General features: G+C 68.2%; 22 protein-coding genes. 8 read left to right on the forward strand and 14 right to left on the reverse strand.

Features of this window, described 5'->3' with window-relative positions:
• Window positions 1-109: 109 nt before the first annotated feature.
• On the reverse strand, window positions 110-1,384 hold the full coding sequence (locus tag MXA07_RS06975) for an amidohydrolase (protein WP_247731323.1): 1,275 nt from the start codon (window positions 1,382-1,384) through the stop codon (window positions 110-112).
• Between the two features lie 89 nt (window positions 1,385-1,473).
• Window positions 1,474-1,806, reverse strand: a complete 333-nt coding sequence (locus tag MXA07_RS06980; RefSeq protein WP_247731324.1) for an uS10/mL48 family ribosomal protein — start codon at window positions 1,804-1,806, stop codon at window positions 1,474-1,476.
• A gap of 138 nt (window positions 1,807-1,944) precedes the next feature.
• On the opposite strand from MXA07_RS06980, the gene MXA07_RS06985 reads away from it, so the two are divergent.
• On the forward strand, window positions 1,945-2,382 hold the full coding sequence (locus tag MXA07_RS06985; protein ID WP_247731325.1) for a bis(5'-nucleosyl)-tetraphosphatase: 438 nt from the start codon (window positions 1,945-1,947) through the stop codon (window positions 2,380-2,382).
• Between the two features lie 148 nt (window positions 2,383-2,530).
• Here MXA07_RS06985 and MXA07_RS06990 read toward each other — a convergent pair whose 3' ends face one another.
• The gene (locus tag MXA07_RS06990; RefSeq protein ID WP_247731326.1) at window positions 2,531-2,974 is read right to left on the reverse strand and encodes a toxin-antitoxin system TumE family protein; all 444 of its coding nucleotides are present in this window, start codon (window positions 2,972-2,974) and stop codon (window positions 2,531-2,533) included.
• Window positions 2,971-3,483 (reverse strand): winged helix-turn-helix domain-containing protein, encoded by a 513-nt coding sequence (locus MXA07_RS06995; RefSeq protein WP_247731327.1) that lies wholly within the window; start codon window positions 3,481-3,483, stop codon window positions 2,971-2,973. Before MXA07_RS06995 ends, MXA07_RS06990 begins: the two co-directional genes overlap by 4 nt.
• Before the next feature lie 234 nt (window positions 3,484-3,717).
• Between MXA07_RS06995 and MXA07_RS07000 the strand changes: the two genes are divergently transcribed.
• Window positions 3,718-4,755, forward strand: coding sequence for a DUF5787 family protein (locus MXA07_RS07000; protein ID WP_247731328.1), 1,038 nt, complete (start codon window positions 3,718-3,720; stop codon window positions 4,753-4,755).
• 101 nt (window positions 4,756-4,856) lie between these two features.
• Here MXA07_RS07000 and MXA07_RS07005 read toward each other — a convergent pair whose 3' ends face one another.
• Both MXA07_RS07005 and MXA07_RS07010 read right to left on the reverse strand, forming a co-directional pair.
• Entirely contained in the window at window positions 4,857-6,242 is a 1,386-nt protein-coding gene (locus MXA07_RS07005) for an erythromycin esterase family protein (protein WP_247731329.1), read from the reverse strand.
• A 150-nt stretch (window positions 6,243-6,392) separates the two neighbouring features.
• A complete protein-coding gene (locus MXA07_RS07010) occupies window positions 6,393-7,028 on the reverse strand; it encodes an alpha/beta hydrolase (protein ID WP_247731330.1) in 636 nt (211 codons plus the stop codon).
• Window positions 7,029-7,205: 177 nt separating this feature from the next.
• On the opposite strand from MXA07_RS07010, the gene MXA07_RS07015 reads away from it, so the two are divergent.
• Window positions 7,206-8,033, forward strand: a complete 828-nt coding sequence (locus tag MXA07_RS07015; RefSeq protein ID WP_247731331.1) for a PspA/IM30 family protein — start codon at window positions 7,206-7,208, stop codon at window positions 8,031-8,033.
• A gap of 103 nt (window positions 8,034-8,136) precedes the next feature.
• On the opposite strand, the gene MXA07_RS07020 is transcribed toward MXA07_RS07015, so the two are convergent.
• On the reverse strand, window positions 8,137-8,634 hold the full coding sequence (locus tag MXA07_RS07020) for an FxLYD domain-containing protein (RefSeq protein ID WP_247731332.1): 498 nt from the start codon (window positions 8,632-8,634) through the stop codon (window positions 8,137-8,139).
• Between the two features lie 215 nt (window positions 8,635-8,849).
• On the opposite strand from MXA07_RS07020, the gene MXA07_RS07025 reads away from it, so the two are divergent.
• From MXA07_RS07025 to MXA07_RS07035, 3 genes are all read left to right on the forward strand, one after another.
• The gene (locus MXA07_RS07025) at window positions 8,850-9,917 is read left to right on the forward strand and encodes a DUF7972 family membrane protein (protein ID WP_247731333.1); all 1,068 of its coding nucleotides are present in this window, start codon (window positions 8,850-8,852) and stop codon (window positions 9,915-9,917) included.
• Window positions 9,918-9,997: 80 nt separating this feature from the next.
• Complete coding sequence (locus MXA07_RS07030) at window positions 9,998-10,522, forward strand: HPP family protein (RefSeq protein ID WP_247731334.1); 525 nt, start codon at window positions 9,998-10,000, stop codon at window positions 10,520-10,522.
• Between the two features lie 100 nt (window positions 10,523-10,622).
• Window positions 10,623-11,657, forward strand: a complete 1,035-nt coding sequence (locus MXA07_RS07035; RefSeq protein WP_247731335.1) for a DUF7972 family membrane protein — start codon at window positions 10,623-10,625, stop codon at window positions 11,655-11,657.
• A gap of 36 nt (window positions 11,658-11,693) precedes the next feature.
• On the opposite strand, the gene MXA07_RS07040 is transcribed toward MXA07_RS07035, so the two are convergent.
• From MXA07_RS07040 to MXA07_RS07060, 5 genes are all read right to left on the reverse strand, one after another.
• Window positions 11,694-11,939 (reverse strand): hypothetical protein, encoded by a 246-nt coding sequence (locus MXA07_RS07040; RefSeq protein WP_247731336.1) that lies wholly within the window; start codon window positions 11,937-11,939, stop codon window positions 11,694-11,696.
• 100 nt (window positions 11,940-12,039) lie between these two features.
• On the reverse strand, window positions 12,040-13,080 hold the full coding sequence (locus tag MXA07_RS07045) for a dipeptide epimerase (protein ID WP_247731337.1): 1,041 nt from the start codon (window positions 13,078-13,080) through the stop codon (window positions 12,040-12,042).
• Window positions 13,077-14,093 (reverse strand): N-acetyltransferase DgcN family protein, encoded by a 1,017-nt coding sequence (locus MXA07_RS07050; protein WP_247731338.1) that lies wholly within the window; start codon window positions 14,091-14,093, stop codon window positions 13,077-13,079. The genes MXA07_RS07045 and MXA07_RS07050 overlap by 4 nt, the downstream gene beginning before the upstream one ends.
• Window positions 14,094-14,273: 180 nt before the next feature.
• Entirely contained in the window at window positions 14,274-15,191 is a 918-nt protein-coding gene (locus tag MXA07_RS07055; RefSeq protein WP_247731339.1) for a Vms1/Ankzf1 family peptidyl-tRNA hydrolase, read from the reverse strand.
• 154 nt (window positions 15,192-15,345) lie between these two features.
• Window positions 15,346-15,615, reverse strand: a complete 270-nt coding sequence (locus tag MXA07_RS07060) for a DUF7571 family protein (protein WP_247731340.1) — start codon at window positions 15,613-15,615, stop codon at window positions 15,346-15,348.
• A 208-nt stretch (window positions 15,616-15,823) separates the two neighbouring features.
• On the opposite strand from MXA07_RS07060, the gene MXA07_RS07065 reads away from it, so the two are divergent.
• Window positions 15,824-16,030, forward strand: coding sequence for a cold-shock protein (locus tag MXA07_RS07065; RefSeq protein WP_247731341.1), 207 nt, complete (start codon window positions 15,824-15,826; stop codon window positions 16,028-16,030).
• A 158-nt stretch (window positions 16,031-16,188) separates the two neighbouring features.
• Here MXA07_RS07065 and MXA07_RS07070 read toward each other — a convergent pair whose 3' ends face one another.
• Window positions 16,189-16,599 carry a DUF5802 family protein gene (locus MXA07_RS07070; RefSeq protein ID WP_247731342.1) on the reverse strand — a complete coding sequence of 137 codons (411 nt, stop codon included), beginning with the start codon at window positions 16,597-16,599 and terminating at the stop codon, window positions 16,189-16,191.
• 328 nt (window positions 16,600-16,927) lie between these two features.
• On the opposite strand from MXA07_RS07070, the gene MXA07_RS07075 reads away from it, so the two are divergent.
• A complete protein-coding gene (locus tag MXA07_RS07075) occupies window positions 16,928-17,686 on the forward strand; it encodes a hypothetical protein (RefSeq protein WP_247731343.1) in 759 nt (252 codons plus the stop codon).
• 71 nt (window positions 17,687-17,757) lie between these two features.
• On the opposite strand, the gene MXA07_RS07080 is transcribed toward MXA07_RS07075, so the two are convergent.
• Entirely contained in the window at window positions 17,758-18,951 is a 1,194-nt protein-coding gene (locus MXA07_RS07080) for a threonine synthase (protein WP_247731344.1), read from the reverse strand.
• Window positions 18,952-18,960 lie beyond the last annotated feature (9 nt).

An 18,960-nucleotide genomic window follows, 5' to 3' on the forward strand; every position in this document is an offset into this window, starting at 1 on the left:
TTGCCGAGGGCCGGCTTCGCCGGCCCGCAGCGCAAAAGTTCGGTTTGCATCCACACGTCGCAGCGACTGTCCGATTACGACGGCCGAAAAATACGGTCCGTCGTCCCTCCTACGGACGTTGTTCGGCGATCTCCTCGATAGCGCCGGAGAGCGTGTCGATCCCGTGCTGGATCGTCGGCTCGTCCACGTCGAAGGTGGCGGTGTGGTGGCCGCCGGGGTGGTCGGTGCCGACGCCGACGTAGCACGCGAGGCCGCCGTCGTCCTGGACGGTCTTCATGAGGAACGTCGCGTCCTCGCTGCCGCCGAGGCCGGCCTCGTCGACGACGCGGTCGACGCCGTCGACGTCCGCGGCGACCGAGCCTACGATCTCGCGCAGTTCGTCGTCGCTCTCGGCGCTGGGGGCTTCGGCGCCGACCTCGATCTCGACCTCGCAGTCGTGCATCGTCGCGGCGGACTCGAAAATCCGTTCGAGTCGATCGCTCGTGTAGCGCATGAGATCGGTCGTCTGGCCTCGAACCTCGGCGACGAGCGAGGCTTCCTCGGCGACGATGTTCGCGGCGGTGCCGCCCTCGACGACGCCGACGTTGACCCGTGTCGGGCCGTCTGAGTTGCGGGGGATCGCGTAGGCGTTCTGGATCGCCGTCCCGAGGGCCTGGATCGCGTTGCGCCCCTTCTCCGGTTCGGCGCCGGCGTGGGCGGGTTCGCCGGTGAACGTGGCCTCCAGGTGGCGCACGGCGAGGAAGTCCTCGACGCCGGCGACGACGGTGCCCGTCGGGTGGTCGAGGCCGACGTGGGTGGCGAGCAGGTAGTCGACGTCGGCGATGTGCTCGCTCTTGGCCATCGCCTTGCCGCCGCCGATGACCTCCTCGGCGGGCTGGAAGAACACCTTGAGCGTGCCCGAAAAGTCATCGCTCTCGGCGACGGCCTCGAGGGCGCCGACGCCGATCGCGGCGTGTGCGTCGTGCCCGCAAGCGTGCATCGACTCGCCCGTTTCCGAACGGAATCCCTCGGCGGCGGGGAGATGATCCGCGTCGTCCGACTCCTCGCGCGGGAGGCCGTCGATGTCGACCCGAAGGCCGACGACGGGTCCCTCGCCGCGTTCGAGCACCGCGACGGCGCCGGTGTAGCCGCCCGCGAGCCGGTCGAGGACGTCGGGATCGACGCCGGCGTCGCGGGCGCGGTCGTACCAGCGATCGAGCTCGGTTTCGTCGGGGACGGCGAGACGGTTCGCCCCGTCGATCGCGTCCGGACCGACGTGGAGGGCGTCGAGGTCGATCTCGCGGAGCCGTTCGACGATGCGCGCGGTCGTTTCGAACTCGCGCCAGGCGGGTTCCGGGTGGCGGTGGAGCTGCCGGCGGAACGAGACGGGATCGCTCGATGACATACATTCGTAGAGGGCGATCGGACGTAAAATCGTGCCGACTCCGGCGAATCGCGGCGGGGTACGGACGCGGGAACGCGAGCGACCCGGACTCAGGCCCGCCCCATCCCGTGGATCTGTTCGACCTCGACCTCGATGTGGACCGAGTCGGGGAAGTTTCGGCCGGCGACGTTGCGGGCGAACGTCTGGTGGCCGTGGATCTCGAGTTCGCGCGTGAAGACGGTGTAGGACCAGTCGTCGTAGTGGCGCTCGTCGTCGGCGCAGAGCCGGCGGTACTGCGGAACGTGCAGGTGGTTCGGCGGATGGGAGTGTGGCCCCTTCAGCGCCACACCCTTCCGCTCTGCCGTGTGCTTGATGTCCTCGACGACGCCGTCCAGCGCGGTCCGGTCCCCGCTCTGGAGGGTGAGTCCGGTGACGAAGGTCATGACTATCACCCTAGTCCACGGGGCGCAGGTAAAAATCTCCCGAGATCGATCGGCCGTCACCCCGAATTCGATCGCTCAATTCTCGAATTCGATCGGTCGTCCGATATTCTCATAACGGCTCGGCTGATAATGCCTCTAATGGCAGTCGAAGCTACGAGCGCAGGCGCGATCCTCTTCCGCGACACGCGGGGCCGGCGCGAGTATCTTCTGCTCAAGAGTCGCCCCGGGGACTGGGAGTTTCCGAAGGGCGGCGTCGAGGGAGACGAAGAACTACAGCAGACGGCGATCCGCGAGGTAAAAGAAGAGGCAGGGATCGAGGAGTTCAGACTACTCGACGGCTTCCGCGAGGACTACAGCTACGTCTTCGAGGCGGGCGGTGAGACCATCCACAAGACGGTCCACCTGTTCATCGCCCGCTCGTTCGAAGCGAGCGCGGAACTGTCGAACGAACACAGAGACCTCCAGTGGCGCGACTACGAGCAGGCGATCAACACCGTCACCCAGGACGGGCCGCGCGAGATCCTGGAACAGGCACACGAACACATCGACCAGCTGGAAGACGAACAGGAGGCCTGAGAACGAGCGGTGTGGACGACGCCGGCGCGTGCCGGTTATCGTCGAAGCGGACGAGACGATCGCCTCCTGGGACCCGCAGCGACGGCACCGTTCCGGTGATCGATTTGCGACCGACGACGCTTCGATCCTCGAAGCGGCTGTTTATCGACTACGGCGGGTTCGAGAGGCTGTTCAACCGCGTCTGATCGTCGGCGTCGTATGCCCCACGCCACAGCGCGTGAACGGCTCGGGTGACCAGTGACACTTCCGTCCCCTCGATGCAGGACGGTTCGGCAACCGACCCGTCCGGCGGCGGATGGAAGTGACGCTCCGGTGAATGGGTGTTGGGATGACGGTCGAACCGCCAGTTGACGTCCTTGGCGGTGACGTAGTGAAACGAATACATATCCAGTTCGCTCCACTGCACGTCGAGGCGGGCCGCGTCGGCGGTCCCGATTCCGTCAGCGAGTTCGATCCGAAGTTCGGTCGGTGCGATCGGATCGTCGAACGACGTCGAGTCGACGAGCGGTTCGATGTCCAGCCAGATCGTTCGGATGCGCTGGAGTGCGGGGAGGTAGATCGGCCCGAACGCACCGGATCGGTCGTCGCTCATGCGGTGAGCTGGTGACTGGCCTCGTCGTAGGCGAGCGCCGCCTGGGCGACCGCGAGGTTGGTTCGGGTCGTCCGCCAGGCGCTGAGATCGTCCCAGCCACCCTCGTCGGCCTCGAGTTCACGGGCGAGCGCTTCGGGCGTGACGACGTCGTACCGGTCCTGATACTCCCGAATCTCTCGTTTCATCCGTTCGATGCCGTCGAGAATTTCGTCCCTGGTGGCCTCGTTCCGGAGTTCGCGAATCCGCGCATCGAGCACCCGGTCGCTGTTTCGTTTGTACAGCGTCGTCTGCCCGTCGGACTCGGTCTCGGCGAACCCGGTGTTGACGAGGGTCTTACAGTGTTGCCGGGCCGTCGGCTCGCTTACGAGCGCCCGTTCTGCAATTCGAGCTGCCGGCTGCCCGCCGTGCGTTCCCTCGACGATGGCATAGACCCGTTCGAACGGGGTCGTATCCGCCTTCCACACCGCTTTCGTGCGTTCGTTAACGTCGTCCCACGAATCGGCGGCCATGGTCCCTCGTAGGCCGTGGAGGAATAAATAGTTTCGCGGAAAAATTATTCTTCTCCACAGCACGCCGGAGCCACGCACGCTACTGACCCAGGAGGCCGCCCCGTCTACAGCCGGGTCATTCCGTTCTTGTCGTTTCCCTCTGTCGTACCACCCGCGTCGCGTAGTGGGCAACCGAGTGTGATACTGTGCTCGCCGAGACGCAACGCTTTCGCTCGTCGGGCCGAATACCTCGCCGTGGACTACGACGCGAGCGAGTTCGGCTTCGAGTTGCGGACCTGTCGGTGGGCCGAGGATAGCTGGCCGCCCGACGGCGACCGGTCCGTCCCCGTCGTCGTCTCGCGCCAGCTCGGGACGAAACGGCGACGCTGGGACACCGTCGTCATCGAGTGCGATCCGGACGGCCTCCGCGAGCGCGCCCGGTTCGGCTCCGACCGCCTCGACGGCGACCTCCTCGACGTGTGCCGATACGCGCCCGCCGAGTGGGCCTACTATCGCGACGCGCTGCCGGATCCGGGCTACCCCTGGCGCTACGTCCGGGAGTCGATCCACCGTGCGGACAATCGCGGGATCCTCGAGACCCGTCGCCGGGGGAACCGGATCGAGATCCGTCGCCGGTGGCCGTATCCCGACTGGGTCGACCGGGTGATCGCGATCGAGAACAAGCCGGACCTGGACGCGAGCGCGGCGCGGGCGCTGTCGGGCCAGCTCGAACACGACGTCGCGCTCGGCCTGGCCGACGAGGTGTGGATCGCGACGCGCGCGACCGACGAGCGGATCTCGCCGGCGCTCTTCGAGGACGTCCCCGTCGAGGCGGGGATCCTCGAACTCGATCCGGAGACGCTGTCGGCCGATGTGGCCTGGTACCCCCGAACGCTCGCGGCGGATCGGCCGGGAACGCGCATCCTCGAACGACCGGACCGAAGCGCACACGACGCCTCCGCCGCCCGCTTCGAGTACGTCGACCGGGCCGAGAAGGACGCGCAACGCCTGGCCATCGCCGAACGCGCCTACGAGCGAGGATTTCGATCGTTCGTCGACTCGATGCGACCCGACTGCCGGCACTTCGAGACGAGAACGCACGGCCAGATCCTCCCCTACTGTCGGGCGAAGGACTGTCAGCAGACCGCCCGCCAGTGTTCGGGCGATTGCTCGGCGTTCGAACCGGAGCCGCCGGCCTGGCGCTCGCGCGGCTGGCCGATCGAGGGCGGCCCCGGCAAGCAGATTCGGCGGGTGCTCGCGGACCGCCGGGACCGACGGCGACCGGATCGGTGACACCCTCACGCGGCGAACCGGGGCGTTCCCCTCGCATCGCTGGACCCGGCATCGGTCCTGCCTGCCTTCTATCGATCGCCTCACCCGCCGTCGGACCGTGCCTACAGCCCCCACGGATAGAGCTCCGGGACGCCGGTGCGATCCGCGTGCCTCGCGAGGGGATGGAGCGCCGTCGTCTCGTCGACGTGAACGTACGCGTCGTAGCGCTCGGCCAGCACCGTCGGGACGTAGTTCCCGGACTCGCGATCCGGGTCGTAGACGACGCCGATCGCCCGGTGTCCGCGCTCCTCGTCGAAGACCGAGTCCGACGGCAGGTCGTCCGTCACGAGCAGGCGGTCCCGCCCGTCGGCGCGGTGGAAGCGCTCCTCGATACTGCCGCGTCGGGCCGGCGGGACGGGCATCCGTTCCATCGGCGCGTCCCAGCGCTCGCCGGCGACGACCTCCCCGCGGTGGGAGCCGAAGCCGACGAGCGCGACGTCGCCCGCCAGCTCTTCGCGAGCGAGCTGGCCCAGATTCAGGCGGCCGCGACGCTCCATGTCCGTGGCGCGAGCGTCGCCGACGTGCGTGTTGTGCGCCCACACGATCCCCAGCGCGTCCTCGCCGTGGTGCTCTTGCAGCCGGTCCAGCGTCTCGGCCATGTGTCGGTCGCGGGTGTTCCACGAGTCGGCACCGCCGCCGACCATCGAGCGATAGTACGCTTCGGCGTTCTTGGCCACGAGGGCGTTCTGCTCGGCGCTGAACCGTTCGTCTGGGTGCGAATCGCCGTACTCGCCCCCGTCTTCGGTGAGCGACGCGAGCGCGTCGACGACCTCGTCCTCGCACGACTCGGGCGCGAGCCGGATAGCCTGCGCGTACTCGCGCGCGTCCTCGCCGTAGGGTTCGAAGCAGCGGTAGGCGCGTCTCGCGTCCTCGGCCGCGTCCGGGTCGATCCGCTCGAGGGCGTCGATCAGGGCCCGCATCGACTCGAAGAGGCCGTAGACGTCGAGGCCGTAGAACCCCGCCCGCTCGCCCGCCTCGCGGGACTCGTTGTGCGAGGCGAGCCACTCCGCGAAGTCGACGACTTCCCAGTTCGCCCACAGCCACGTCGGCCAGCGGTCGAACCCGTCCAGCACGTCGCGGGCGGATTCGGCGCCGTCCAGCCCCTTGACGTACCGGTTCACCGCGTAGCAGTCCGCCCAGTCGCCTTCGACGCAGACGTAGGCGCGTCGCCGCGATTGCAGCAACCGGGCGGTCAGCCACGATCGCCACCGGTAGAACTCCGACGTCCCGTGCGACGCCTCCCCGAGGAGGACGAGGTCGTACTCGCGCAAGCGATCCGCTAGCCCCGCGAGCGCGGTCGGACCCTCGAGAACGCTCGTTTCCGATCGAATCGTCTCGGTCACCTCGTCGTCGGTCGCCGATGTTCCACTCTCGATCGCCCCACCGTCGGTCGCCGACGCTCCACTCTCGGTCGACGCCGCCGACGGTTCGGTCCGTGGTGCGGTCATTCGCGATCGGAGAACCGACCACTTCGTCCCCCATGAGCGTGTCCGCTTCGTCGTCCGGGGTCCGATGTCGTGGCCGGCGGTTGACCGCGCTTCGTCGGACCGGGAGTCCCTCCCGGGGCGACCCTGGCTCGTAGCCAGCGGCGGCCGATCCTAGGCGTGCTCGGCGAGAAAGTCCGCGACGTCCGCGGCGACTCTCTCCTCCTGGCCGACGAAGAAGTGGTCGGCCGACCACTCGACGACTTCCGTGTCGCGGCGGCCGGCGGCATCGCGACGGCGAGCGGCCTCGACGACGGGTTCCCAGTCCGCGACGTCGTCGCGCGTCCCGTAGACGACCTGCAGGGCGACCCCGCCGTCGAGGTCGTCGATGGCCGACGGGACCTCGAGATCGTCGCCGAGGCTCGCGGTGGGCGCGAGCGCGGAGACGCAGGCCACGTCGACGTCGACCGAGGCGGCGGCGAGGATCGCCTCCGCGCCGCCGAAGCTGAACCCGAAGCAGCCGACGGTCTCGACGCGGGCGGCCGCCCACCGGAGCGCGTTCCTGACGTCCTCGCACTCGCCGTAGCCCTCGTCCCAGGGGCCGTAATCGAAGCGGAGACAGCCGACGTCGCGGGTCGCGAGGGCGTCGCCGACGGCCCGTAACCGGGCGTCGGTCCGTGATCCCCCTTCCTTCGGGTAGGGCGGACAGGCGACGACGAGGGCGTCGGGGTCGTCCGGGCCGTCGATCGTCCCGCGGACGTCGCGCGCGCCGGGAACGACGATCGATTCCCCACCGCGGATTCGATCCATATCGCCGCTTCGAGGCTCGACCCCTTCAACGCGGGGATTCGGACGGCGGAGCGACGGTCGTACCGACGCGGCGCCGGCGCGACACCGTGCCGAAGAACCGTCCCCGGTCGTCGACGGACCGGCGTCCTCGGGGAACGTGTGTGATGTTTTTAAGTAACGGGAACAACAGCTACCAGTATGGGCATCCTCTCTCGGACGTCGTACATCATCCGGTCGAAGCTCAACTCGGTGTTGAACCGGGCGGAGGATCCGACGCAGACGCTCGATTACTCCTACGAGCAGATGCGCGATCAACTCCAGCAGGTCAAGCGGGGGATCGCGGACCTGACGACGCAGAAGAAGCGCCTCGAGATGCAGAAACGCCGCCTCGAGGAGAACGTCGAGAAGCACAACGACCAGGCCCGCACCGCGGTCCAGCAGGATCGCGAGGATCTGGCGCGCAAGGCCCTGGAGAAGAAGAAGACGAAGATGAACCAGATCGAGGAGCTCGAGCGCCAGATCTCGAACCTCCAGAACCAGCAGGACCAGCTCATCGAGCAGAAGGACGAACTCCAGTCGCGCATCGAGGAGTTCCGCACCAAGAAGGAGACGATGAAGGCCCGCTACGAGGCGGCGGAGGCGAGCACCACGGTCAACGAGGCGATGACCGCGACGGGCGAGGAGTTCGAGGACGTCGGCCGGGCCATCGAGCGCGCCGAGGAGAAGACGCAGGACATGGAGGCTCGATCGGCCGCGATGGACGAACTGCGCGAGTCGGGCGCGTTCGAGGACGTCATGTCCGACAAGGACCAGATCGACCGCGAACTCGAGCAGGTCTCCACCGACAGCGGCGTCGAGGCCGAACTGGAGACGCTCAAGGCGGAGGTCGGCGCGAGCGAGACCGAGGCCACGAGCGAGTCGGCCGACGCTGCGACCGACGCGACCGAAACCGCGACCGAGGAACCGGCCGTCGACGAGGACGTCGAGGCGGAACTCTCGGAACTGCAGGAAGAAGAGAGTCAGTAACGGCGACCGTCCGGTTCCACACACACACTCTCTCTCTCTCTCTCTCTCGATCGGGTCGACCGACGCTCGGGCGCCCGATTGTATTCTTCAGTCCCGTCCAGGGTCACCCGGGCGTCCCGAGGACGGCGATCTCGTAGCGATCGAGTCGGGCGGGCGGCTGGAGGACGATCACGGTGAACGACCACGTACTCCCGCCGTCGAGGTCGCCGGTCCGGGCGAAGTATCGGCCGAGTTGCGCGCCGCTCTCGTCGTAGACCCGGACGCGCACTTCGGCGAGTTCGACGCGCTCGTCGGCGCGATTCAGCACGCTCCCCTGGACGGTCGAGCCCTGATAGCCGTCCTCGAAGACGAACCCGTGATCGTCGAGCGAGAGCGTCTCGAGCGGGGAGACGCCCTGAACGGTACTCGTCGTGGCGCTCGCTACGGCGGCGATCTGCTCCCGCGTCGACCGGTTACTCCCGTTGACGTCCGGGACCGGGCCCGATTCGTACCCGACCCGCCCGCTATCGAGACAGCCGGTCAGGGTGAACCCGGCGAGGCCCGTTCCCAGGCCGTACAACAGGCGTCGTCTCCCGCGGCGAGAATCGGCCCCGTTCCGCATGTGACCGTCGACAACGCGGAAACATTTCAGTGTGGACCCTGCTGGGGCTGGATCCTCGAACGCGCTCGTCGTGACGGTCGCTCGCGGATCGTCCGCGACCGGCGCGTCGGATCGCCCGAAGCCGGGATCCGGATCGCTCGTGGCCGGATCACCCGATCGCCGTCCACTCGTTGCAACGCCGACGCTTTTCTGCCCGTCCGTCGAAGCCACGCCCGATGGGAGCGGACGCCGACAGCGGCGATTCTCGCGACCCGGCGCCCGGCGGTGTTGCGCCGACCGACGACGCGGGCCCGCTGGTTCGGGGTCGCGAGTGGTTCCTCCTCGACGGTGACCGACTCGTCGTCGCGACGCTGCTTTCCGTCGCGATCTTTCTGTCGGTGCTCGTGCTCGAAGCCGTCGGAATCATCTCGTTCACCAACGCGAACTCGATGACCCGGGTGGCAAGCGGGATGATCGCCGGGACGTTCTCGCTCGTGACGCTCGTCGTCTCCATCAATCAGCTGATCCTCTCGCGGGAGTTCGTGGCCGCGGGGACCGCCGAGGACCGGCTGGAGGGCGTCGAGTCGTTTCGGGAGCAGGTCGCGACGCTGGCGAGCGCACCCGCGGCGCCGGCGGCACCGGCCCAGTTGCTCGAACTCCTCGCCGAAACGATCGCCCGTCGGGCGACCGCGCTCGAGTCGATGGTCGACGGGGCTGACGCGGTCGTTCGAACGCCGATCCGGCGCTACGTCGCGGAACTGACCCGGGAGACGGACCAGCTCGACGACGCTCTCGACCGAACCTCGTTCAGTTCGTTCGACGCGCTATCGCTCAGCGCCCGTTTCGACGACGACTGGTTCCGGTACGCCGGGTCGTACCTCAGGGCCGCCCACGACGAGGCGCTTTCGGACGACGCGACGGCCGCGTTCGACGACGTTCTCACCGGCCTGCGGCTGTTCGCCGTGGCCAGGGAACACTTCATGACGACCTACCTGCAGCGGGAGCTGACTCGGTTCTCGCAGCTGACGATCGTCGTCGGCGTGCCGTCGATCCTGTCGGCGGTGTTACTCGGCTTCTTCTACGCGGATATCACCGGTCCGACGGTCTCGTTCGGGGTCTTCCCGTACGTCGTCAGCACCGTCGTCGCGATCGTCTTCGCGCCGGTCTCGTTACTCGTCGCCTACATCCTGCGGACGGCGACGATCACCCGCCGAACGGCTTCGACGGGTCCGATGATGCCGACGAAGGATCCCGACGAGGGGCCGTTCGACGTGACGGAATCGGACGGTGGCCGGGACCGGTAACCGGCGGACCGCCCGCCGAACGACGACCCCGTCGTGTACCGCCCGCCTACTTATTCCGTCGTGGGGCGTTGGCCCGCCGGATGGGGATCAGGGACGACGTCAGCGCGGGGATCAACGTCGCGTTACACGTCACGTTGCTCGGCGGGCTGGCGTGGGCGAGCGGCCAGCCGATCCTCTTCCCGAGTCTCGGTCCGTCGGCGTACCTGCTCGCGACGGGCGAGAATCCGCGGGCGGAGGGCGCGTATCACGTCGTCGGCGGCCACGCCATCGCGGCCGTCGCCGGATTCGTCACGTACGTCGCCCTGGCGGACGGCCTCGTCGCCGTCGACGTCTTCCGGGCGGGGACGCCGTTCTCGCCGGCCGTCGGTCGGCTCGTCCTCTCCGGGCTCCTCGCGATGGTGCTGACCACGGTGGGAATGCTCTGGTCGGACACGAACCACCCCGCGGCCTGTGCGACGACGCTCATCGTCGCGCTGGGGCTCATGTCCTCGCCGCTCGAGATCGCCATCATCGTCGGTTCGGTCGCGATCCTCGTGGGCTTTCACGGGACGGTCGTCGAACGCGTGCAGGAGCTCTACGGCGTGGAACCGAAAGACCCGCGCTAACTCCGCGCCGACGGACGTCGAAGCGGTCCACGGCGCCGGCTGTCGGCCGGTACCGGGCGGGGACTTTTGTTCGCGGTCGTGGACGGGACACGCAGGTTCGATGGGACGCGCGCAGCTGCTGACCGACGGCGGCGAATCGACCGATCGACTGGGTGGGATCCGGCTGTACCTCCTGCTCCGGCTCGACCGCTGGGTCTTCGCCGGAGCGATCTCGCTCGTGATCTTCCTCGCGCTGGTCGGGCTGAGTCAGCTCGGTCTGCCGTCGCTTCGGTCCATCATCGCGACCAACAACGGCACGTTCTGGATCTTCTCGGCGTTCATCGGAGCGATCATCACCGGGACGTCGATCGTCGTCACGATCAATCAGCTGGTGCTCTCGCAGGAACTCGGCGCCGTCGGCGACCAGCGCGAGCGGATGCGGGATTCCATGGACTTTCGCCGCGACCTGGAATCCGAACTCGACGAGGACGCCTCGCCGCCGGAACCCGCGGCCTTCCTCTACGAACTCGTCGACGGGATCGAGGACGAGGCGACGGACCTCCAGTCGGTCGTCGCGAACGATCCGTCGCACGGCGACGACATCGATGAACTGGTGGACGGCTACGTCGACGATGTCGTCGAGAACGCGCGGACCGTCAAAGGCTCGCTGGAGGACGCCCAGTTCGGCACGTTCGAGGTGATCTGGCACGCGCTCCGGTTCAACTACTCGCGAAAGATCTACGACGCGCGCAAGCTCCGGGCCGACCACGGGGACGAACTCTCCGAGACGGCCGACGAGGAACTCTCCGATGTGATCGAACTGCTCACGTTTTTCGGCCCGGCCCGCGAGCACTTCAAGACGCTGTACTTCCAGTGGGAGCTGATAAACCTCTCGCGAGCCCTGCTGTACATCGCGGTTCCGGCGCTGTCGGTGATGGTGACGATGCTGATGTACCTCGACGCCGGCACCCTGCCCGGGTCGACGCTCGGCGTCGACAATCTCGTCTGGGTGACCAGCGCGGGCGTCGTCGTCGGACTCGCCCCGTTCGTGGTCTTCATCGTCTACATCCTCCGGATCACGACGATCGCCAAACGAACGCTGGCGATGGGTCCGTTCATCCTCAGACGATCCGGCCGGGACGAGGATCTCGGCTGATCGCGACCCGCGGGCGCGTTCGACGGCTCGGGATCGTCAGTTCGCCGACCGGAAGGAGACGACCGTGCTGACGCCGTCGTGACCCTCGATCGATTCCGTCGAGACGTTGACGCCGAACCGGGGCGCCTCGTCGAGCGTCTCGTCGACGACCTCGCGGGCCGCGTCGGCGCCGACGTCCTCGGCGAGGACGATCCGGACGCGGTCGCGGTTCTGCGTTACCTCGCTCACGTCGTACCCCGCCGCCTCGTAGGCCGATTGCAGGTCCGCTGTCAACTGGCTCATCACCGCCCGATTCCGGCCGTATCGACATAAAAATGCGGTGTCGGGGGCGGCCTGTCCGCCGAGACGTCCCGGCCGTGAGCTCGGTTCCGTACGGCCGTGCCTACGCCTCTCGAACGCCGGTCCCCGCCCGAGTCACCGCCGAGAGGTCGATCCGGCCGCCGGGCATCGGGACGCCGTCGTACGGGTCGTCCGCCAGCAGGAGCGAGCCGTCGAGGTCGGCGTAGTCGAGCAGCGGTGCGAGGTGACAGGCCGCCGCGATCGAAGCGTTGGACTCGGACATACAGCCACACATCACCTGCAGGCCGTGGGCTCGCGCCGCGTGGACGATGCGCCTGGCTTCCAGCAACCCGCCGCACTTCATCAGCTTCAGGTTGGCGACGTCGCAGCGATCGGCCACCCGCGGGACGTCGGCGGCGGTCAGCAGCGACTCGTCCGCCGCGATCGGAAGCGGGCTGTGCTCGGAGACGTAGCGAAGTCCCTCCGGGTTCTCGGCGGGGACGGGTTGCTCGACGAATTCGAGGTCGTATGCGGCGAAGCGCTCGATCTTCCGGACGGCTTCCTTCGGCGTCCAGGCCTCGTTGGCGTCGACGTAGAGGCGGGCCTCGGGGGCGACGTCGCGGATCGTCTCGACGATCTCGACGTCGCGGTCCGTGCCGAGCTTGACCTTCAGCGTGTCGTGACCGCGCTCGAGCGCGGTCTCGGTCTTCTCGGCCATCGTCTCGGTGTCGTCGATGCCGATCGTGTACGAGGAGGTGACCGTCCGATCGGGATCGAGCCCCCAGTAGCGATACAGCGGGACGTCGAGTCGCTTGCAGACGAGGTCGTGCAGGGCGATGGAGACGGCACACCGGGCGGCCGGGTTGTCGGCGACCGCCTCGCGCATGCGCCGCTCGATCCGTTCGAGCTGGTGGGGATCGCCCGCGTCCTCGACGACGGCGAGCAGGTCCGGGAGGACGGCCTCGACCGTCGCCGCCGTCTCGCCGTAGTGCGTCGAGGGCGCCGCGCCGCCGATCCCGACGACGCCGTCCTCGTCTTCGATCCGGACGATCACGTTCGCCGTCTCCGTCGAGGTGCCACGGGCGATCGTAAACGGGAACTCGAGCGGGAGCGAGACGCGCTCGACGCTCGTCTCGAGGGTCATACGATGGCCTCCAGCACCTCGGCGGCGTCGTACCGGATCGGGTCGGTCGCCGGCGCGCCGACCGCGTCCTCGAAGTCAGACAGCGCCGCGCGAGCCGCGTCGTCGCCCTCGAGGTGGTGGGTGTCGAGCATGCCGGCGACAACCTCGCTCTCGCGGACGGGCGCGGCCAGCGACTCGTAGAGGGAAACGTAGGTCTCGATCGGCGGGAGGTCGAACGACTCGTAGCCGTGGATCGACTCGCGCGTGGCGTCGTGACACATGACGAGTCGGTCGGCCATCGCACCGTGGAGGATGCCGCAGGTGACCGCGGAGTAGGCCGGGTGGACGATGCTGCCCTGGCCCTCGACGACGAGCAGGTCGTGTTCGTCACCTTTCTCGAGGATCATCTCCTCGACGGCGCCGGCGGTGAAGTCGCTGATCACCCGGTCGATCGGGTTGCCCCACCCCTCCACCATGATGCCCGTCTGGCCGGTGGGGATGACCGCCGCGTCGTGGCCCGCCTCGCGGGCCGCGTCGACGAGTTCCATCGTCGCCGTCATCTTCCCGACCGAGCAGTCGGTGCCGACCGTACAGACGATCTCGGCGTCGATGTCGGCCGCGACGCCCTCGCTCACCGAAAGATCCTCGGGCGGTTCGCGCACGTCCCAGAGCTCCGCGTCGTGGGCGGCCGCCAGCGCGGCGAACTCCTCGTCCTCGGTGAGGAAGTAGTGCAGGCCGGAGACGACGTCGCAGCCGCGTTCGAGCGCGGTTCGGACGTCGGGGCGCCAGGACTCGTCGAAGCCCCCGCCGATCGGGGCGATGCCGACGATCAGGGCGTCGACCGGCTCGTCGACGTCGTCCATCCCCGTCACGATCGGTGCGTCCTGGGCGTCCGGCACGTGGTCGGCGACGCGCTCGCCGGCCCGGTCGCGGTCGAGGACGGCGACCACGTCGTAGTCGGCGTACCGCAAGATGCCCTGGGCGGTCTTCGCCCGGTCGGGGAACTGCTCGTGTGCGAGGATGGTGACGCGCATACTCGGCCCATTGCCGAGGGCCCACTTAACGATTCGAGTATCGGCGGGAATTCGCGACCGGGCGCGGTACGGGCCCGTGGTTCGATCGACCGACCTGCGGTCGCGGGCGTCGGCCGATTGACTCGCGGTCGCCGGTCTCGATCGACCGCTCGCGAGTGTCGGCCGATCCGTCGACCGGCCTCAGAGTGCGACGAGTTCGGTCGTGAAGAACGAGCGGAACGCGTCCTCGAGCGCCGGGGCCGGCTTCCCGGTCGCGTCGACGGTCCCGGTGGCGGCCGGGTCGAGGGCGTCGGCCAGGGCGTCGACGGCGTCCCGCTCGCCGACGAGGTAGAGCGTCTCGACGCCTGACTCGCTTCGCGTCGCCTCGATCGCCTCCCGCGAGGCGTCCAGGTGGTCGTCGATCTGCCCCTCGCGAACGCGTTCGAAGCGAGCCTGCGAGAAGCCGCCCTTCGAGTGGGCGCTCTTCACGTCGCTCTCGAAGCCGACGAAGTCGACCTGCTCGGTCCCCTCGTAGGTCCCGAGGGCGAACAGATCGGCCCTGACGAGTGCGAACCGGAACGAGCCGGTCGGGCGGAACCAGCCGGACTCGAGGCGGGGCCGATCCGCCCAGACCGCGTCGATCGCGGGCTCGATCGGGGGGTCCAGCGCCACCGAGACGACTTCGGCGTCGTCGGCCACCACGAGACAGGGTGCGACGGCTGCCGCGAGGCGAGCCCGCTCGCCCAGGAGCGATTCGACCGGCCCGGGAACGGCGTTGGCCTCCGATACCCAGGCGGTGAGGACGGATTCGGGATCCGACCGAATCGAGCGGAGCCGATCGAGTACCGCGGCCGCCCGCTCGCCGCGAAGCGACTCCCGGCGACGCGGCTCGGGCGCGCGGTCGCCCGCGTCGGTACGTTCCAGCTCCCCCTCGAGCTGAGCGATCCGGTCTTCGAGGCGGTTGACCCGCTCCTCGGCCCGCTGGCGCCCCCTGACGGCCTCCCGGCGCCGTTCGGACTCGGCCTCGTAGCGCGCTCGCTGGTCCTCGAGGTCGGCTTCGAGCTCCGCAATGCGCTCTTTCAGCGACGCCCGCCCGAGCAACGCGTCCAGCCTGGACATCGAGCGCAATGGCGTCCCCGCAACACTTCTAGGTACCGGAACGGCGAGGGCACGTATTCCCGCTATACCGCGGCGGAGCGCGATCTTCGACACGCTGTAGGATGGGCATTGCTCGTTCGAGCGCATCGGCAAAAAATCGCGGTCGCGCGTCCGATCAGGTGGACGCGCGGTCGCACATCCAGCCGGGATCGTGGCCGGTGCGGTCGATGAGGTCGGATCGACACGCCGGGCAGTAGTCGGGGGTACCGGATTCGCTTCGGGGGACGTACACCGCGCCGCCGCACTTCACGCACGCGTCCGCGACGATGGTCGCGCAGTCCGCACAGACGTTGAAGTCGTCGGCCGTGAGCTCGCGCAGGGGTTCGAGTTGTTTGTCCAGGATGTACTCGTCGATGACCGTCTGGCAGCTTTGGCACGGTTTCATGGCGGTGCACGTCTCACCTCGGTATCGCGTCGTAAATATCTGCCTGCGATAACGAGGGGCCTACCGGGACCGACGGGCCGTTGCGATCGAGCGGCCCTCGCGTGTGACAGCGAGTGTCGTTCGTCCGGCCGAGGCGGGGGTACGGGGGTGTCGTGGTACTGCGACCCTCGGAAGTGTTATACGCGACCGCGCTCAACCTATTTCCGTAATGGCAAACGGTAAAGTTGACTTCTTCAACGACACGGGCGGCTACGGTTTCATTTCGACGGACGACGACGAGGTAGACGACGACGAGGACGTCTTCTTCCACATGGAGGACGTCGGCGGTCCGGACCTCGAAGAGGGTCAGGAAGTCGAGTTCGACATCGAATCGTCCCCGAAGGGACCGCGCGCGACGAATCTCACCCGCAAATAACGATTCCTGTCACCATCGCTCCGAGCGATGGTCGACACTTCTTTCCCACGGACTGCGACACGTCGTAGCGACTGCTCCGATCGAACCGATCGCCGCCGGCTCGGATCGCGGAAGTGCGATCGACGCGCCGCGAATCCTGTCTCGCAGCGGTCTCGGCCTCAGGTGCCGACGGGACCGTCCCAGTCGACGCCGTCGTCGACGGCGTTGTCCTCGTCGATCGGCTGATCCGGATTCCAGCCCGCGTATTCGAGGAGCTGTCTGGCCCGATCGCGATTTGCGAGCAGGACCGAGGCGAGCTCGGGTGGATTCTCGATGTCGGTGTTTTCGAGGAGGTCGGCCGGCACCGAGAGGGTGTTCGTCGGCACGGACTCGCTGCCGTGGACCGGGAAGTGCTGGCCCTCGAGTTTCATTACGACCGGCGTATCGAGGCGCTCGGCCCCCTCGCCGGTTGCGTAGAGCTGCTCGTTGACGCGCTCGTGTTGGGCGTGGTCCATCGTCACGCGGTCGCCCGCGCCCGGGGTCACGTAGAGGCGACCCAGGTAGTAGCTCTTCGAGAACCGCTCGAACATGCTATGTGGTATCAAGAACCGGGAACGGATAACCGTTTTGCGAGTAAGGTTATGTTGAAGGACTTTCAGCGCAGTCGCCGTCGCAGTGGGGCGTCGTCTCGGTGCGGTGATCGCCGTTCGTCCCGATCGATGCATCAGCAGCTACTGTCGGCCACGGTGCGAGCGATGGTCGCGGCTGGACGGTTCACACCGCCCGATCCGATCGGTACGGGTGCCTCGACCCGCCGTTCCCGAGTCCGTTGGACGGCCACACCACCGTTCGAAAACGATGTTGAACGGTCCGAACGAAGGGTCATCTTTTATTGGTGGTATCGAGAAGGATCTGTCGATGAACCGATGGGGTTTCGCCGCCGTTGGCTGTCTCGTCCTCGTGACGATCACGACGATTTCGGTGGGCGGCGTCGCCGTCGTCGACTCGACATCGGGTGACGAGGGGGCACCGGAGCGGTCCATGGGCGAGGAGCTCGGGACCTTCATGCACCAGAGCACGGCCGAGGCGAGCGGCGACGTCGACCGCGGGATGTTCGAGGCGTCGTTCGACCGGTCGGAGGACAAAGCCACGGCGGTGACCGACCGGACGGGCGATCTGGAAGCGACGTACGAGTCGATCCGCGAGCGCATGCGCGCGCTCGAAAACGATACCGCCCTCCCCGAACGGGCGCGCGAGGCGCGACTGACGCGACTGGCCGTCGAACTCGATTCGCTGAACGAGTCGATCGACGACGTCGAACGACGGGCGACCGACGTCGGCGTCGATACCGCCAGGCTGCAGCGGCTACGCGGCAACGCCTCCGATCTGACCGGGCCCGAGGTGGCCGCAGTCGCCCGAAACCTGAGCGGGGTTAACCCGCCGGGGATCGACGGATCGGGCCCGCCGGGCCAGGACGGCGAGCGCGGCCCGCCCGCGGAGAAACCGGGTAATGGCGGTGACGGCGGTCCGTCGGAGGGCGATTCCGGTGATGACGATACCCCGCCGGAGGAGGGCGATCAGGGGCCGCCGGACGATGATGATCGCGGGCCGCCGGCCGACGACGAAGCCGACTCCGACGACGGGGGCGACGATTCGTCGACCGATTCGACCGGCTGAGTAACTGGGGTCCGCCCCAGACGTGCACAGCGACTGATTGTCGCCCGCGATCCGCTCTGCGACGTCGCGGGTCAGATGCCCTGACCCATCAGGTGGCTCCGCAGGACGTCCGCGTCCTTGTTTCCGGTACCGGTATTGACGATCGCCACGGTGTCGTCCGCGTCGAACTCGCCGGACTCGGCGAGCGCCCAGGCGCCGCTGGCCGCCGCGGCGCAGGTCGGTGCCATCTCGAGGCCCTCGTGCTGGGCGACCGCGACGGCCGCGTCGAGGATCTCGCCGTCGTCGGTCGCCACCGCGCCGCCGTCGGTCTCGCCCAGTGCTTCGAGGATCCACCGGCTGGCGCCCGGGTCGGGGATCTCGATGCCGCCGCAGATGGTGTCGGGGTGCTCGACGGGGTCGTGCTCGTCCCGACCGGCCTCGAAGGCCTCGACGATCGGGGCACAGCCCGTCGCCTGGGCGGCGTAGAACGACGGTAGCTCGTCGATCAGGCCGAGCTCGCGCCACTCCAGGGCGGCCTTGTACATTCCGACGAGGCCGACGCCGCCACCGGTGGGGTAGACGATCGCGTCCGGAACCGTCCAGTCGCGTTGCTCGATCAGTTCGTAGAGCATCGTCTTCTTGCCCTCGTGGCGGTACGGCGTCACCAGCGAGGACAGCGAGTACCAGTCGGGGTGCTCTGATTGGGCGTCCGCCGCGGCGGCGCCGGCGTCGCCGATCCGGCCGCCGCTGACGGTGAGGTCGCCGCCGTGGACGTTCACCATCGCCTTGGTGGTGAACCCGGCCCGCGACGGGAGAAAGACGTGCGATTCGAGGCCGGCGCGGGCGGCGTAGGCCGAGGCGGCCTGGCCCGCGTTGCCAGCCGACGGAAGGACCACGTCCTCGGCGCCGTGCTGCGTCGCGGCGGTGACGGCCATCGACGCGCCGCGATCCTTGAACGTGCCCGTCGGATTCCGGCCCTCGTCCTTGATCAGCAGCGTGTCGACGCCGAGTTCGTCGGCCAGCGTCGGACAGTCGACCGTCGGGGTCGCCCCCTCGTCCATCGTGACGGCGACGTCCCGCTCGAACGGCAGCAACTCGGCGTAGCGCCACAGCGAGTCGAACGGCCGCCCGCGAAACGTCTCCCGATCGACGTCGATCGCGTCGTAGTCGTACTGCGGGTCGAGGATGCCGCCGCAGTCCGCACAGCGGTGGGTCCCCTCGGCCGGATCGTACGTCCGCTCGCAGTCGATACAGGCGAGGCCGATGAACGCGTCGGTGGTCTCCATACCGGGGCG

The organism is Halovivax limisalsi, assembly GCF_023093535.1.
In the GTDB taxonomy this organism is placed as follows: domain Archaea; phylum Halobacteriota; class Halobacteria; order Halobacteriales; family Natrialbaceae; genus Halovivax; species Halovivax limisalsi.

Coding starts and splice junctions, on each gene's coding strand:
- MXA07_RS06975 (WP_247731323.1), bottom strand. CDS start 1,384: ATGTCATCGAGCGATCCCGTCTCGTTCCGCCGGCAGCTCCACCGCCAC.
- MXA07_RS06980 (WP_247731324.1), bottom strand. CDS start 1,806: ATGACCTTCGTCACCGGACTCACCCTCCAGAGCGGGGACCGGACCGCG.
- MXA07_RS06985 (WP_247731325.1), top strand. CDS start 1,945: ATGGCAGTCGAAGCTACGAGCGCAGGCGCGATCCTCTTCCGCGACACG.
- MXA07_RS06990 (WP_247731326.1), bottom strand. CDS start 2,974: ATGAGCGACGACCGATCCGGTGCGTTCGGGCCGATCTACCTCCCCGCA.
- MXA07_RS06995 (WP_247731327.1), bottom strand. CDS start 3,483: ATGGCCGCCGATTCGTGGGACGACGTTAACGAACGCACGAAAGCGGTG.
- MXA07_RS07005 (WP_247731329.1), bottom strand. CDS start 6,242: ATGACCGCACCACGGACCGAACCGTCGGCGGCGTCGACCGAGAGTGGA.
- MXA07_RS07010 (WP_247731330.1), bottom strand. CDS start 7,028: ATGGATCGAATCCGCGGTGGGGAATCGATCGTCGTTCCCGGCGCGCGC.
- MXA07_RS07015 (WP_247731331.1), top strand. CDS start 7,206: ATGGGCATCCTCTCTCGGACGTCGTACATCATCCGGTCGAAGCTCAAC.
- MXA07_RS07020 (WP_247731332.1), bottom strand. CDS start 8,634: ATGCGGAACGGGGCCGATTCTCGCCGCGGGAGACGACGCCTGTTGTAC.
- MXA07_RS07025 (WP_247731333.1), top strand. CDS start 8,850: ATGGGAGCGGACGCCGACAGCGGCGATTCTCGCGACCCGGCGCCCGGC.
- MXA07_RS07030 (WP_247731334.1), top strand. CDS start 9,998: ATGGGGATCAGGGACGACGTCAGCGCGGGGATCAACGTCGCGTTACAC.
- MXA07_RS07035 (WP_247731335.1), top strand. CDS start 10,623: ATGGGACGCGCGCAGCTGCTGACCGACGGCGGCGAATCGACCGATCGA.
- MXA07_RS07040 (WP_247731336.1), bottom strand. CDS start 11,939: ATGAGCCAGTTGACAGCGGACCTGCAATCGGCCTACGAGGCGGCGGGG.
- MXA07_RS07045 (WP_247731337.1), bottom strand. CDS start 13,080: ATGACCCTCGAGACGAGCGTCGAGCGCGTCTCGCTCCCGCTCGAGTTC.
- MXA07_RS07050 (WP_247731338.1), bottom strand. CDS start 14,093: ATGCGCGTCACCATCCTCGCACACGAGCAGTTCCCCGACCGGGCGAAG.
- MXA07_RS07055 (WP_247731339.1), bottom strand. CDS start 15,191: ATGTCCAGGCTGGACGCGTTGCTCGGGCGGGCGTCGCTGAAAGAGCGC.
- MXA07_RS07060 (WP_247731340.1), bottom strand. CDS start 15,615: ATGAAACCGTGCCAAAGCTGCCAGACGGTCATCGACGAGTACATCCTG.
- MXA07_RS07065 (WP_247731341.1), top strand. CDS start 15,824: ATGGCAAACGGTAAAGTTGACTTCTTCAACGACACGGGCGGCTACGGT.
- MXA07_RS07070 (WP_247731342.1), bottom strand. CDS start 16,599: ATGTTCGAGCGGTTCTCGAAGAGCTACTACCTGGGTCGCCTCTACGTG.
- MXA07_RS07075 (WP_247731343.1), top strand. CDS start 16,928: ATGAACCGATGGGGTTTCGCCGCCGTTGGCTGTCTCGTCCTCGTGACG.
- MXA07_RS07080 (WP_247731344.1), bottom strand. CDS start 18,951: ATGGAGACCACCGACGCGTTCATCGGCCTCGCCTGTATCGACTGCGAG.